Annotated in this window: 12 protein-coding genes; 11 read left to right on the top strand and 1 reads right to left on the bottom strand. The window is 67.8% G+C overall.

Going from position 1 to position 14,517, the window contains the following annotated elements:
• Positions 1–2 precede the first annotated feature (2 nt).
• The 10 genes from J2W68_RS04880 to lpxC all read left to right on the top strand — a co-directional run bounded on the left by J2W68_RS04880 (position 3) and on the right by lpxC (position 12,577).
• Positions 3–1,532 carry a UDP-N-acetylmuramoyl-L-alanyl-D-glutamate--2,6-diaminopimelate ligase gene (locus tag J2W68_RS04880; RefSeq protein WP_310233483.1) on the top strand — a complete coding sequence of 510 codons (1,530 nt, stop codon included), beginning with the start codon at positions 3–5 and terminating at the stop codon, positions 1,530–1,532.
• Positions 1,529–2,911 carry a UDP-N-acetylmuramoyl-tripeptide--D-alanyl-D-alanine ligase gene (locus tag J2W68_RS04875; RefSeq protein WP_430539669.1) on the top strand — a complete coding sequence of 461 codons (1,383 nt, stop codon included), beginning with the start codon at positions 1,529–1,531 and terminating at the stop codon, positions 2,909–2,911. The genes J2W68_RS04880 and J2W68_RS04875 overlap by 4 nt, the downstream gene beginning before the upstream one ends.
• Positions 2,901–3,986 (top strand): phospho-N-acetylmuramoyl-pentapeptide-transferase, encoded by a 1,086-nt coding sequence (gene mraY, locus J2W68_RS04870; protein WP_310233265.1) that lies wholly within the window; start codon positions 2,901–2,903, stop codon positions 3,984–3,986. The genes J2W68_RS04875 and mraY overlap by 11 nt, the downstream gene beginning before the upstream one ends.
• The gene (gene ftsW, locus J2W68_RS04865) at positions 3,986–5,326 is read left to right on the top strand and encodes a putative lipid II flippase FtsW (protein ID WP_310233263.1); all 1,341 of its coding nucleotides are present in this window, start codon (positions 3,986–3,988) and stop codon (positions 5,324–5,326) included. Before mraY ends, ftsW begins: the two co-directional genes overlap by 1 nt.
• Positions 5,323–6,777, top strand: coding sequence for a UDP-N-acetylmuramate--L-alanine ligase (gene murC, locus J2W68_RS04860; RefSeq protein WP_310233261.1), 1,455 nt, complete (start codon positions 5,323–5,325; stop codon positions 6,775–6,777). The genes ftsW and murC overlap by 4 nt, the downstream gene beginning before the upstream one ends.
• Entirely contained in the window at positions 6,774–7,748 is a 975-nt protein-coding gene (locus tag J2W68_RS04855) for a D-alanine--D-alanine ligase (protein ID WP_310233259.1), read from the top strand. The genes murC and J2W68_RS04855 overlap by 4 nt, the downstream gene beginning before the upstream one ends.
• Positions 7,745–8,569, top strand: coding sequence for a cell division protein FtsQ/DivIB (locus J2W68_RS04850; RefSeq protein ID WP_310233258.1), 825 nt, complete (start codon positions 7,745–7,747; stop codon positions 8,567–8,569). The genes J2W68_RS04855 and J2W68_RS04850 overlap by 4 nt, the downstream gene beginning before the upstream one ends.
• Positions 8,566–9,801, top strand: a complete 1,236-nt coding sequence (gene ftsA, locus J2W68_RS04845; RefSeq protein WP_310233257.1) for a cell division protein FtsA — start codon at positions 8,566–8,568, stop codon at positions 9,799–9,801. Before J2W68_RS04850 ends, ftsA begins: the two co-directional genes overlap by 4 nt.
• A 136-nt stretch (positions 9,802–9,937) precedes the next feature.
• On the top strand, positions 9,938–11,221 hold the full coding sequence (gene ftsZ, locus J2W68_RS04840) for a cell division protein FtsZ (protein WP_310233255.1): 1,284 nt from the start codon (positions 9,938–9,940) through the stop codon (positions 11,219–11,221).
• Between the two features lie 447 nt (positions 11,222–11,668).
• Positions 11,669–12,577: a UDP-3-O-acyl-N-acetylglucosamine deacetylase gene (gene lpxC, locus J2W68_RS04835; RefSeq protein ID WP_310233253.1), complete on the top strand. Its 909-nt coding sequence runs from the start codon at positions 11,669–11,671 to the stop codon at positions 12,575–12,577.
• A 212-nt stretch (positions 12,578–12,789) separates the two neighbouring features.
• Here the strand turns inward: lpxC and J2W68_RS04830 are convergent, their stop codons facing one another.
• On the bottom strand, positions 12,790–13,257 hold the full coding sequence (locus J2W68_RS04830; RefSeq protein WP_310233480.1) for a DUF721 domain-containing protein: 468 nt from the start codon (positions 13,255–13,257) through the stop codon (positions 12,790–12,792).
• Between the two features lie 8 nt (positions 13,258–13,265).
• Between J2W68_RS04830 and J2W68_RS04825 the strand changes: the two genes are divergently transcribed.
• Positions 13,266–14,177, top strand: a complete 912-nt coding sequence (locus J2W68_RS04825; protein WP_430539668.1) for a M23 family metallopeptidase — start codon at positions 13,266–13,268, stop codon at positions 14,175–14,177.
• Positions 14,178–14,517 lie beyond the last annotated feature (340 nt).

Genomic DNA, 14,517 nt, shown 5'->3' with positions numbered 1-14,517 from the left:
CGATGGCGCTCAACGTACTGCTGCCCGACGTGGCCGCGGTGCCGGCCGACACGGTGATTACCGGTCTGGTGCAGGACAGCCGCGCGATCCGACCGGGCGATGCCTTCGTCGCCATCGGCGGCTTCGGTACGCATGGTCTGCATTTCACCGAGACCGCGCGCGCCGCCGGCGCCAGCGCGATCCTGTTCGAACCACCGGTGCCGGCGGAGATTCCGTCGCTGCCGGCCGATGCGATCGCCGTCGCCGGCCTGCGGGCGCGCATGGGCGTCATGGCCGATACGTTCCACGGCCAGCCCTCGCACGCGATGACGATGGTCGGCGTGACCGGCACCAGCGGCAAGACCTCGACGGTGCAGTTGCTCGCGCAGGCCTTCGAGGCGATCGGCACCCGCGCCGGTACCATCGGCACGCTCGGCGCCGGCCTGCATGGCGCGGTCGAGCCGACCGGTTTCACCACGCCGCTGGTGCTGCAGACGCATGCGCTGCTCGCGCAGCTGCGCGACGCCGGCGCGCAGGCGGTGGCGATGGAAGTCAGCTCGCACGCGCTCGACCAGGGCCGCGTCGACGCCGTGCATTACGACGTTGCGGTGTTCACCAATCTCACCCGCGACCATCTCGACTACCACGGCGACATGGCCGGCTACGGCGCGGCCAAGGCCAAGCTGTTCGTGCGCGAGGGCCTCAAGGCCGCCGTGATCAATATCGACGATGCCTTCGGTGCGATGCTGCCCGCGCAACTCGCCGACAGCGTCCGCGCGATCACGATCAGTGCTGCCGGCAACGCCGCCGCCGACATCGCCGCGCACGACATCGCGCTCGACGATCGCGGCATCGCGTTCACGCTGCGCGTGGACGGCCAGTCGCTGCCGGTGCGCGCGGCGCTGCTCGGCGGCTTCAATGTCGACAACCTGCTGGTCGTCGCCGGCGTGCTGCGCGCGCTGGAGTACGCGCCTGCGGACATCGTGCGCGTGCTCGCCGGTTTGCAGCCGATCGCCGGACGCATGAACCGCCTTGGCGGCGGCGATAGCCAACCGCTGGTCGTCGTCGACTACTCGCACAAGCCCGACCCGCTGCAGCAGGCGCTGCAGTCGCTGCGCGGTCATCTGCGCGGTGAACTGGTCTGCGTGTTCGGCTGCGGCGGCGAGCGCGACACCGGCAAGCGTCCGCAGATGGCGGCGATTGCCGAAGCGAATGCCGACCGGGTCATCGTCACCGACGACAACCCGCGCCGCGAGAACGGCGATGCGATCGTTGCCGACATCATGGCCGGCTTCGCCAGGCCTGATGCCGTCATCATCGAGCGCGACCGTCGCCGCGCGATCGAGCGCGCAATCTGCGAATCGAAGCCGGGCGACATCGTGCTGATCGCCGGCAAGGGCCACGAGCCCTACCAGGAGATCAACGGCGTGCAGCATGCGTTCGACGACCGCGTCGTCGCCCAGGCTGCGCTGGATGCACGCAACGCAGAGGCGGCGACGCCGCACATGGATGTGCAAGTGCCGCGACCGCAGGATGCGGAGGAGCGGTCGTGAACCCGCTCTCGCTCGCCCGTATCGCCCAACTGGTCAACGGTCGCCTGCATGGCGTCAACAGCGATTTTCCGATCGATGCCGTGGCCACCGACACCCGCAAGCTCGACGCAGCCGGAGTGCACGCGCTGCTGTTCGTCGCGCTGAAGGGCGAGAATTTCGACGGGCACGACCATGTCGCCGAAGCAGCCGACCGCGGTGCGCGCGCTGCATTGGTGGCGCGTCCGCTCGACATCGCCCTGCCGCAGATCGTCGTCGCCGATCCGCAGCTCGCACTCGGCGCGCTGGCAACCGCGGTGCAGCGTGCGCGCGCCGCGACGGTCGTGGCGATTACCGGCAGCAACGGCAAGACCAGCGTCAAACAGCTGGTCGCGGCCATCCTGTCGCGCCATGCATCCACGAGCTTCAACCCCGGCAACTTCAACAACGAGATCGGCCTGCCGCTGGCAGTGCTCGATGCGCCCGAAGATGCGGTGTTCGCGGTCTACGAGATGGGCGCCGGCAAGCCGGGCGACATCGCGTATTTGACCGCGATCGCACAGCCGCGCATCGCCCTGGTCAACAACATCGCGCCGGCGCACATGGAGCGCATGGGCAGCCTGCTCGGCATCGCCGACACCAAGGCCGCGATCTACGACGCGCTGCCGGCCGACGGCACTGCCGTCATCAATGCCGACGACGCGTTTGCCCCGTACTTCGCGGAGCGCGCGCATGGCCGTCGCCTGCTGCGTTTCGGCATCGAAGCCACCGCCGACGTGTCCGCGCGCGATGTGCGCCTCGACGATATCGGCGCGCACTTCCGCCTGGTCACGCCTGCGGGCGAGGCCGATGTCGAGCTGCCGTTGCCCGGCCGTCACAACGTGCGCAACGCGCTCGCTGCGACGGCCATCGCGCTCGCCGCCGGCGTGCCGCTGCCAACCATCGTCGCCGCGCTCGGCAGCGCCGAAGCCGTCGCCGGCCGTCTGGTCCGGCACACGCTGACCAGTGGCGCCGTACTGATCGACGACAGCTACAACGCCAATCCCGGCTCGCTCAATGCCGCCATCGACACACTCGCCGCCGGCGGCGGTGAGCGCTGGCTGGTGCTGGGCGACATGCGCGAACTCGGCCCCGACGGTGCGGCCATGCACGGCCAGGCCGGCGTACGCGCGAAGTCCGCCGGCATCGCGCGGCTGTACGCGCTGGGCGCACTGAGCGCGGCCGCCGCCGATGCCTTCGGCGACGGTGCCCGCCGATTCGATACCCACGAAGCGCTGATCGAAGCGCTGCGGGCCGACCTGCACGCCGATGCGCGCGTGCTGATCAAGGGCTCGCGCGGCAGTGCGATGGACCGGGTGGTCACCGCGCTGCGCAACACTGAAGGAACCGGACATGCTGCTTGAACTTGCCCGCTGGCTGCAGGGTCTGGAAGACTTCTTCAAGCTGTTCGAATACCTGACGTTCCGCGGCATCCTCGCGGCGCTGACCTCGCTGCTGCTGTCGCTGTGGCTGGGCCCCGCGGTGATCCGCAGGCTCGCCCAGTTCAAGGGCGGCCAGCCGATCCGCCAGGATGGCCCACAGACGCATTTCTCCAAGGCCGGCACGCCGACCATGGGCGGCGCACTGATCCTGTTGACGATCTTCCTGTCGGTGCTGCTGTGGGGGGACCTGCGCAACCGGTATGTGTGGGTCGTGATGGGCGTGATGGTCGCCTTTGGCGCGATCGGCTGGTATGACGACTGGATCAAGATCGTCAAGCGTGATCCCAACGGTCTGAAGTCGCGCTGGAAATATCTGCTGCAGTCGATCTTCGGCCTCGCTGCCGGCCTGTATCTCTACCTCTACGCCGACGTCGCCGCGGCGACGACGTTCTATGTACCGCTGTTCAAGTCGATCGCGCTGCCGCTGGCCGGCATCAGCTTCGTCGCCATTGCCTACTTCTGGATCGTCGGCTTCTCGAACGCGGTGAACCTCACCGACGGCCTCGACGGCCTGGCGATCATGCCGACCGTGCTGGTCGCCTGCGGCCTCGGCGTGTTCGCCTATGCCTCGGGCAATGCGGTGTTCTCGAACTATCTGCAGATTCCGCAGGTGCCGGGCGCGGGTGAGCTCGTGATCATCTGCGCGGCGATCGCCGGGGCGGGGCTCGGCTTTCTGTGGTTCAACACCTATCCGGCCATGGTCTTCATGGGCGACATCGGTGCGCTGGCGCTCGGCGCCGTGCTCGGCACGATGGCGGTGATCGTGCGCCAGGAACTGGTGCTGGTGATCATGGGCGGCATCTTCGTCATCGAGACGCTGTCGGTGATGATCCAGGTCGCCAGCTTCAAGCTGACCGGCAAGCGCGTGTTCCGCATGGCGCCGATCCACCACCACTTCGAACTCAAGGGCTGGCCCGAGCCGCGCGTGATCGTGCGCTTCTGGATCATCTCGGTGATCCTGGTGCTGATCGGCCTCGCCACGTTGAAGGTGCGCTGATGGCCAGGCCCTACGACACGATGGCCCACGACAGCGCTGCCGCCCGGCAGGCGACGCGCATCGACGATATCGTCGGCCGCTTCGACCCGTGGCTGGTCGGCGTCATCGTGTCGATCGCGACACTCGGCGTGATCATGGTCGCGTCGAGCTCGATCGCGATCGGCGAGGACATGCGCGTCGGCCGCTACTACTTCCTGACGCGCCACCTGATGTTCCTCGCGCTGGGGCTCGGCCTCGCGTTCGCGGTGATGCGCACCGAACTCAAGACGATCGAGAAGTACGACCGCTTCGTGTTGCTGGGCTGCTTCGGCCTGCTGCTGCTGGTGTTCGTGCCCGGCCTCGGTCGTTCGGTCAACGGCGCGCACCGCTGGATCAACCTCGGCATCTCGAACTTCCAGGTGGTCGAGGCCGTCAAGGTCATCTACATCGTGTGGCTGGCCAGCTATCTCGTACGGTTCCGTGACGAGGTCAACGCGACCTGGCCGGCGATGCTCAAGCCGCTCGGTGTCGCCGTGGTGTTGGTGGGTCTGTTGCTGCTCCAGCCCGACTTCGGTCACGCCTCGCTGATCCTCGCGGTGACCGCCGGCATGCTGGTGCTCGGCGGCGTGCACATGCCGCGCATGGCCGCGCCGGTCGTGATCGGCCTGCCGATTTTCGCCTTCATCGCGATCCTCGAGCCCTACCGCGTGCGTCGACTGACCTCGTTCCTCGATCCATGGGAAGACCAACTCGGCGCCGGCTACCAGCTCAGCAACGCACTGATGGCGGTGGGTCGCGGCGAGTTCGCCGGCGTTGGGCTCGGCGCGTCGGTGCAGAAGCTCTCGTACCTGCCCGAAGCGCATACCGACTTCATCTTCTCGGTGCTGGCAGAAGAACTCGGCTTCATTGGCGTGTGCCTGGTGATCGGCCTGTTCGTCGCGCTGGTCGGCCGCGCGTTCTGGATCGGACTGAAGTGCGTCGAAATGCGCCGTCACTTCGCCGGCTACTGCGCCTTCGGCGTGGCGTTGATGGTCGGCCTGCAGAGCATGGTGTCGATCGGCGTGAATCTCGGCCTGCTGCCGACCAAGGGTCTGACGCTGCCGCTGGTGTCCTCGGGCGGCTCGAGCGTGATGATGACCTGCGTCGCGATGGGCCTGCTGCTGCGCGTGTCCTACGAACTCGACCGCGCCCAGCGCCAGGTCGCCCGCTTGCGCGGCGACGCCGCGGCGCCCGCCCCGGCCGGTCCCGTCCCGCCCACCACCCAGCCGCCGCTGCCCGTGCAGTCGAACGTGCCGTCGCGCGGCACCAGCCGCCTGCAGCAGCGCGTCGAGCCGAGCTTCGGCGGCAGGAGCCAAGCATGATCCGTCGTCTCCACCAGACCCGTGGCCTGTCGAAGGAAGACTTCGCCAAGGTGTTTTCGCGCGTGCATTTCGTCGGCATCGGCGGCATCGGCATGAGCGGCATCGCCGAGGTGCTGTGCACGCTCGGCTACAAGGTGTCGGGCTCCGACACCGCCGACAGCGCCACTACGCGCCGCCTGACGCGCCTGGGCGCGACGGTGCATCGCGGTCACGCCGCGGCCAATGTACTGGGCACCGATTGCGTGGTCGTCTCCAGCGCGATCCGCCCCGACAATCCCGAACTGATGGAAGCGCGCGCGCAGCGCATTCCTGTCGTGCCGCGCGCCGAGATGCTCGCCGAGCTGATGCGCTTCCGCCGCAGCATCGCGGTCGCCGGCACGCACGGCAAGACGACCACGACCTCGCTGACCGCCAGCGTGCTCGCCGAAGGCGGGCTCGACCCGACCTTCGTCGTCGGTGGCCAGCTGCTGGCCGCAGGTGCGAATGCGCGTCTGGGCAGCGGCGACTGGCTGGTGGCCGAGGCCGACGAGAGCGACGGCAGCTTTCTGCGTCTGAATCCACTGGTCGCGATCGTCACCAACATCGACGCCGATCACCTGGAAAACTACGGCGGCGATTTCGCCCGTGTGCAGGCCGCGTTCCACGAATTCCTGCACCGCCTGCCGTTCTACGGCCTCGCGGTGCTGTGCATCGACGATGCCGAGGTCGCCCGTCTCGCCTCGGAAACGCCGCGTCACGTGATGACCTATGGCCTGTCGGAAGATGCCGACGTGCGCGCCGAGGACATCGGTCAGGATGGCGCGGCGATGACGTTCACGCTGTGCCTGCCCGAGAACACCCGCGTTCGTGCGCGCCTCGCGCTGCCTGGCCGCCACAATGTGCTCAATGCGCTCGCCGCTGCGGCCGTGGGCTGGCAACTCGGCGTTGCACCGGAAGCGATCGTCGCCGCGCTCGGCCGCTTCGAGGGCATCGGTCGCCGCTTCAATCTGCTCGGCGAACTGGTCACGCCGACCGGCGCACGTGTGCAGCTGGTCGACGACTACGGCCATCACCCCAAGGAACTTGCCGCGGTGTTCGAAGCCGCCCGCGGCGGCTGGGGCGATCGCCGTCTGGTCGTCGCGTTCCAGCCGCATCGCTACAGCCGCACCCGCGATCTATTCGACGATTTCGCCGGCGTGCTGTCGGATGTCGACGCGCTGGTGTTGACCGAGGTGTATCCGGCCGGCGAAGCGCCGATCGCCGGCGCGGATGCGAAAGCGCTGGCGCGTGCGATCCGTGCGCGCGGTCGTATCGATCCCGTCGTCGTCAACGGTGCCGACGAACTGGCCGGCGTGCTGCCCGACATCCTCCAGGACGGCGATTTGTTGTTGATGATGGGCGCCGGCGATATCGGCGCGGCCGTGCAGAAGCTGGCGCAGGCCGGGTTCCAGACCGCGGAGGCTGCGCGATGAGTCTCGCCTTGTCGCCGCCCCGTTTCACCGATCCCGCCGTGTTCGGTCGCGTCGCCGTGCTGCTCGGCGGTCCGGGTTCGGAGCGCGAGGTCTCGCTGCAGTCGGGGCAGGGCGTGCTCGATGCGTTGCGCTCGCGCGGCGTCGATGCGCACGCCGTCGACGGCGTGCCCGCGCTGGCCAAGGACATCGTCGCCGGCCGCTTCGATCGCGTGTTCAACATCCTGCACGGCGGCGATGGCGAGAACGGGGTGGTGCAGGGTCTGCTCGATGCGTTCGCGATTCCCTATACCGGTTCGCGCGTGCTGGGTTCGGCGCTGACTATGGACAAGATCCGCACCAAGCAGGTGTGGATGAGCCTCGATCTGCCGACGCCGCGTTACCGCCGCCTGCAGCCGGGCGACGATGTGCACGCCGCCGCGCGCGAGATCGGCCTGCCGGTCATCATCAAGCCGTCTAAGGAAGGCTCGAGTGTCGGTATCAGCCGCGTGTTCCAGGACGCCGATCTGGACGCCGCTGTCGCGCTCGCAGCGCGTTATCCCGGTGAACTGCTGATGGAGCAGATGGTCGAGGGCGACGAACTGACCGTCGCGGTGATCGAAGACGTCGACGGCCCGCTCGCATTGCCGTCGATCCGCATCGTGCCCAAGGGCGCCTGGTACGACTACGACGCCAAGTACGTCTCAGATGACACCCAGTATCTCTGCCCGGGCCTGGATGGCGACGACGAGGTGCGCATCGGCGCGCTCGCGGTCGACGCGTTCGTGGCCGCGGGCTGCAGCGGCTGGGGCCGCGTCGACGTGATGCGCGACCGTCGCACCGGCGCGCTGCTGCTGCTCGAAGTGAACACCGCGCCGGGCATGACCAGCCATTCGCTGGTGCCCAAGGCGGCGGCGAAGATCGGCATCGATTATCCGGCGCTGTGCTGGCGCGTGCTCGAAGCCACCATTCCTGCGGAGGTGGAGCCGCGATGAACCAGGCGTTCGGCACGATGGCGCGGGTCCTGGCCTGGGCACTGGCGATTGCGCTGGTGGCCCTGCCGGTGGTCGCCGTCGTCAACGGCTGGATCGGCGCCGAGCGCTGGCCGCTGCGCGTGCTGCGGGTCAATGACGGCCTGGAGCAGGTCGATACCGCGCGCGTACGCGCTGCGGTGCTGCCGCATGCGCAGCGTGGATTCTTCGCCGTCAATCTGGGCGATGCGCAGCGCGATGTCGCGCGCGTGCCGTGGGTGGCCGGTGTCGAAGTGCGCAAGAAGTGGCCCGACGTGCTGGAAGTGCGCATCGCCGAACACGTGCCGTTCGCGCACTGGGGCGATGCACGCCTGCTGTCGACCCGCGGCCGTCTGTTCGCCGCCGAGGGCGTCGAGGCCCCGGCGCAGATGCCGCACTTCGAAGGTCCCGAAAGCCGCATCGCCGACATCGTCGCGCTCTACAACGAATCCCGCGATCTGTTCGGCGGCGCCGGCGTGCAGGTCGAACGCGTAGTGCTCGACGCGCGCGGCAGCTGGCAGCTCACGCTGTCGAGCGGCACCGAAGTCATCGTCGGCAGCCAGGAAGCGCGCACGCGTCTCGCGCGTTTCGCGCGGATGCTGCCGCGCCTGACCACCGGCCGCGCAGAGCCGCTCGCGCGCGCCGATCTCCGCTACACCAACGGCTTCGCCCTCGTCTGGGCGCAGCCCGAAGCGGCCGAAGCCGCCGCCGAGGCAGGCGTCGCAGCGCCTGCAGGCGCACCTGCCAACCGCATCGCGGTGGCTCCGATCTCCCACGCACGCATCCAGAAGCACGGCCTCACATGAACCGCAAAGGCGACAAGACGCTCATCGTCGGACTCGACATCGGCACCTCGAAAGTGGTGGCGCTGGTCGGCGAGTACTCGCCCGGCAACCCGATTGAAGTCATCGGCATCGGCAGCCACGAATCGCGTGGGCTCAAGCGCGGCGTGGTCGTCGACATCGAATCGACGGTGCAGTCGATCCAGCGTGCGGTCGAGGAGGCCGAGCTGATGGCCGGCTGCGAGATCCGCTCGGTCTACGCGTCGATCTCCGGCAACCACGTGCAGTGCCGCAACTCGCCGGGCATCGTGCCGATCCGCGACAACGAAGTGACCTGGGCCGATCTCGATCGCGTGCTCGATGCCGCCAAGGCCGTCGCGATTCCGGCCGACCAGAAGATCCTGCATGCGATTCCGCGCGAATACGTGCTCGACGACTCGCAGGAAGGCATCCGCAATCCCGTCGGCATGACCGGTGTGCGCCTCGAGGTGCACGCGCACCTCGTGGTGTGCGCGCAATCGGCGGCGGCGAATATCAGCAAGTGCGTGCAGCGCTGTGGCCTCTCGATCGACGATCTGATCCTGTCGTCGCTGGCGTCGAGCACTGCGGTGCTGACCTCTGATGAGCGCGAGCTTGGCGTGGTCCTGGTCGACATGGGCGCGGGCACGACGGATCTGGCGGTGTTCGTACAGGGCGCGATCTGCCACACGGCCAGCTTGCCGATCGCCGGCGACAAGGTGACCGAAGACATCGCGCACATGCTGCGCACGCCCACCCCGGAAGCCGAGCAGATCAAGGTCCGCTACGCCTGCGCGCTCGCGCAGTTGGCGACCAGCGAGGAATCCATCCAGGTGCCGAGCGTCGGCGATCGTCCGCCGCGTCGCCTGCCGCGCCAGTCGCTCGCGCAGGCGGTGCAGGCGCGCTACGAGGAAATCTTCGAAATGGTGCAGGCCGAATTGCGCCGCTCGGGCTTCGAGCAGCACGTCCGCGCCGGCATGGTGCTGACCGGCGGCGCCTCGAAGATGGAAGGCGTGGTCGAACTCGCCGAGGAAATGCTGCAGATGCCGGTGCGCGTGGGCATCCCGCAGCACGTCACCGGCCTGGGCGAAGTGGTCGGCAATCCGGTGCATGCCAGCGGCGTGGGCCTGCTGCTGATGGGCAGCCAGATCGAGCATCCGCGGCGTCCGGTGGTGTCAGGCGGTCGCGCCGGCGGGTGGCTCAAAAAGATGTGGGCGCGGTTCAACGGCGAATTCTGATTCGCGCCAGTGCGGGATGCGGCGGGCAGGGCGACGGCGACAGACGCAAGTGCGGCAGGCGGTACCTAAACCAATAGATGCCGGGACGGACGTGGACACCACGCCGGACCCGGCCCAAACCCAGAGGACGACGGACATGGCACATTTCGAACTGGTCGAGAAGATGGCTCCAAACGCGGTGATCAAGGTCATCGGCGTGGGCGGCGGCGGCGGCAACGCGGTCGCACACATGGTCAACAACAGCGTCGACGGCGTGGAGTTCATCACCGCCAACACCGACTCGCAGGCGATCAAGAACTGCGGCGCCAAGCTGCAGCTGCAGCTCGGCAGCAGCGTCACCAAGGGTCTGGGCGCAGGCGCCAACCCGGAAGTCGGCCGTCAGGCCGCACTGGAAGACCGCGAAATCATCATGGACGCGCTGCAGGGCGCCGACATGGTCTTCATCACCGCCGGCATGGGCGGCGGTACCGGCACGGGCGCAGCCCCGGTCGTTGCGCAGCTGGCCAAGGAAATGGGCATCCTGACTGTCGCCGTGGTCACCAAGCCGTTTCCGTTCGAAGGGCGTCGTCGCATGCAGGTCGCGCTCAAGGGCATCGAAGAGATGTCGGCGCATTGCGACTCGCTGATCACCATTCCGAACGAAAAGCTGATCACCGTCCTCGGCCGCAACGCCACGATGATCCAGGCCTTCCGCGCCGCCAACGACGTGCTGCTGGGTGCCGTGCAGGGCATCGCCGACCTGATCGTCCGTCCGGGTCTGATCAACGTCGACTTCGCCGACGTGCGCACCGTGATGTCCGAAATGGGCCTGGCGATGATGGGCACCGGCAATGCACGTGGCGACGACCGTGCGCAGGCGGCCGCCGAAGCCGCGATCCAGAATCCGCTGCTCGACGACGTCAACCTGGCCGGCGCCAACGGCATTCTGGTCAACATCACCGCGGGCGCGGACTTCACGATGGCCGAGTTCGATGAAGTCGGCCGCACCGTCGAGAACTTCGCCAGCGAAGACGCGACCATCGTCATCGGCACCGTGCTCGATCCCGACATGCAGGACGAAGTCCGCGTGACCGTGGTCGCCACCGGCCTCAACCGCGCGCCCGCGCGCGCCACCGGCTACAACGGTGACAGTGCGAATCGCGGCAAGCCGCAGGTGCAGCTGATCAGCAACAACCAGCGTGGTGTCCGCGACGGCACGACCGGCATGCTGATCGAAGACGAGTCCGACGCCGTGGCCCCGTACAGCCCGGGTCACAGCATCGCCGCGTCGCTGCGTGGCAACGGTGGTGGCGTGTCGGCGGCCTCGCCGCTGCGTGGTGCGACCCGCGGCGACGCCCCGGAAGCTCCCAAGGCGGCCGATTTCGGCAACGACAGCAGCTACCTGGACATTCCTGCGTTCCTGCGTCGCCAGGCTGACTGATGCCGTCCATGGCGCAGATCATCGGCTCCGGCGGGTCCGGCCCGGCCATCCATGGCCGGGCGCGCGACGAAGCGCGAGGCAGTGCCTCGCAAGCGCTTCGTCACGCCTTGCGCCGCCAGGCCGACTGATCCGCGTCCATTGCGGCAGTCCGTTGCGCGCGCACCGGTGACCGGTGCGCAGCGATGGCATGCCGCTGCATGGCGGATCGTCCTCCCGTCATGAAGTGTTGCCCGGCGTCGCGTTGTCCGCGCGGCGCCTTTGGGTCCACCGGGTGTTCCGGTGGACCGTTTTCCGGCGCTGCAGTGCGGCGTTTCCGCACGCCTACAGCGTCTCGATGCAGCACCGCACTTTCGTTCAGGTTCAGGCGGTGCCGTGATAATCTGCCCCCCGGTTCCGATGACAGTCCGATGACGGACACGCGGATCCTTCCTCCCTGCGGACTCCCCCATGCCCCGCCAACGCACCATCAAGAACGTGATCCGCGCGACAGGCGTCGGCCTGCACAGCGGCGAGAAAGTGTTCCTGACCTTGCGTCCGGCAGCGCCCGATACCGGCATCGTGTTCCGCCGTGTCGACCTGGACCCCGTGGTCGAAATTCCGGCTGACGGCAACCTCGTCACCGAAACCACCCTGTGCACCGGCCTGAGTTGCGGCCCGGCCAAGGTGCAGACCGTCGAACACCTGATGTCCGCGCTTGCGGGCCTGGGCGTCGACAACCTCTATGTTGAACTGTCCGCGGCCGAAGTGCCGATCATGGACGGTTCGTCCGGTCCTTTCGTGTTCCTGCTGCAGTCGGCCGGCGTGGTCGAGCAGGAGGTGCCCAAGCGTTTCATCCGCGTGCTCAAGCCGGTGGAAGTGCGCGAAGGCGACAAGATCGCGCGCTTCGAGCCCTATGACGGCTTCAAGCTCGACTTCACCATCGCCTTCGATCATCCGGCGATTCCGCTTGCGCAGTCGCGCGCCGAAGTCGAGTTCTCGACCGAGGCCTACATCCGCGAGGTCAGCCGCGCACGCACCTTCGGCTTCATGCGGGACCTGGAATACATGCGTGAGCGCAACCTCGGCCTCGGCGGCTCGATGGACAACGCCATCGTGCTCGACGAGTTCCGCGTGCTCAACGACGACGGCCTGCGCTACGCCAACGAGTTCGTGCGCCACAAGATTCTCGACGCGGTGGGCGATCTCTATCTGGCCGGCCACCCGATCCTCGGCCGCTTCGTCGGCTACAAGTCCGGCCACGCACTCAACAACAAGCTCGTGCGCGCATTGCTGGCCGAGGCCGACGCCTGGGAGAAGGTCAGCTTCGACCAGAGCGCGCGCGCGCCGGTCGCCTATGGCACGCCTGCGATCGCCTGACCTGCGGCGTTCACCTACGGAAATCGTGGATGAACTTCGGCTGCGGACTCGCCGCGAGGTTCAGCACCGTCGGCGCAAATAACGGAAATTTAACTTTAAATTTCTGATTCTTTAATTTTCAGTTAACTTCCTGCCGTGGAACCGCCGGTAGGATGCCCGCACCCCTTCACTCGACGTCGACGTCGGTGACCAGGGGGAAGGGATCACCCGACTCATCGCGTCCCGTTGTCGTCGTCATCTGGCGGTTGCAACGAGGCCAGCGCGGCCGCCACGGCCTTGCGGGCCACGGCGGACGGCGGTTTCGGGCGTGCGCGGCCTGCATCGACCTCCGGTCGCAGCGGCCGGGTCGAGGTCCTGATCACGATGTCGCTGACATCCAGCCCGATGGACCGGGCGGCGTCGAGCAGCACATCGGCCGACAGGCGCAGCCTGGCGTGCCAGATGGGCGAATCGACGAGGAAGACCAGCCTGTTGCCGTCGACATTGGCCAGCCGCGCATGTGGCGCCAGCGACGGAGGCAACAGGGGAACGAGGCGGCGATCCAGCGCGTCGAGCCACATGGCCCGGCGGATCGGATCGGCCGACGCACCACCCAGAGCCGCATCCAGTGCGGCCGTCGGAATCCCGGTACGGGATGCACCGATGCGGGGTGGCTTGAATCTGGACCTGAAATCAGACATTGGCACGCATGACTCTAGATACGTTGTTGAATGATATGCGCGGCCGCGCCACGCAGGTGGCCGCCAAGGCCCGCGCACTCGCAGTCCGCAAACCCCTCACCGTCATGACCGCCGTTGCGGTCGCCAGCCTGTGCGGCGGCGCCGCGCTCAATGCCGCCGAAATCGCGCGCATGCACGGCGTGGCCTCGGCGAACGAGCGCGCCATTGAAGACACCCGCCGTGAAGCGCAGCGCGAGATCAACGCGCTTGCTGCCCGGATGGGCGAACTGCAGGCACAGGCCAACCGGCTCAATGCCCTCGGCGACCGCCTCGCACGCGGCGCGGGTCTCGAAGACGGCGAATTCGATTTCGACCGCCCGGTTGGACAAGGTGGTGCGGAACCGGCGCGCGACATGCCGGCGCGCAAGCTGCTCGGCGGCATGGACGCGCTCGACGGCGACCTCGCCAGCTCCGGCCAACAGCTCTCGGTGCTCGAAGCCCTGCTGTTCGATCGCCGCATCGAACGCAACGCCCTGCCTTCGCGCTCGCCGGTTGCGAGCAGCTTCGTGACTTCGTCCTACGGCTATCGCGCCGACCCGTTCGGCCGCGGCGGCCAGTTCCACAAGGGCATCGACTTCGACGCCCGCACCGGCGACCGCGTGATGACCGTCGCCGACGGCGTGGTCAGCTATTCCGGCGTGCGCAGCGGCTACGGCAACGTGGTCGAGGTGGACCACGGCAACGGCTACGTGACCCGCTACGCGCACAACTCGCGCAACGTGGTGAAGGTGGGTGATCTGGTGCGCGTCGGTGACGAAATCGCCAAGGCCGGCTCGACCGGCCGCTCGACCGGCGCCCACGTGCACTTCGAAGTCTGGGAGAACGGCCGCGTGCAGAACCCGCGCAAGTTCCTTGGCGACATGGGTGTCAGCCGGCAGTAAGGCTTTTCTCCTTCCTCCGCTTGCGGGGCATTGGACCCTTCACGGGTCGAAGGCCGGGATGGGGGCGAACCTCCCGCTCGCGCCGTGTGGGTATCGCACTGATATCGCGCCTGATCACGCATCGCAGTCTGCGCTGATTGCCCCCACCCAACCCTCCCCCGCATCGCAGGGGAGGGCTTCAGTCCGTCGGCTCAGGCGATGTCTCGCTCGCCATGTCGTGCGCGGTCGAACGTAGGTCGTGCACGAACGGCCAAGTGCTTGAAAACACCCCCGCGTTCCCCAAGCTACAATGCGTGTTGCCATCGAAGGGCGCCAAGCGCCCTTTTTCTTGTTTGCGGAT

The organism is Luteimonas terrae (assembly GCF_031457535.1).
Taxonomy (GTDB): domain Bacteria; phylum Pseudomonadota; class Gammaproteobacteria; order Xanthomonadales; family Xanthomonadaceae; genus Luteimonas; species Luteimonas terrae_A.
This window is presented reverse-complemented; position numbering and strand designations above follow the sequence as displayed.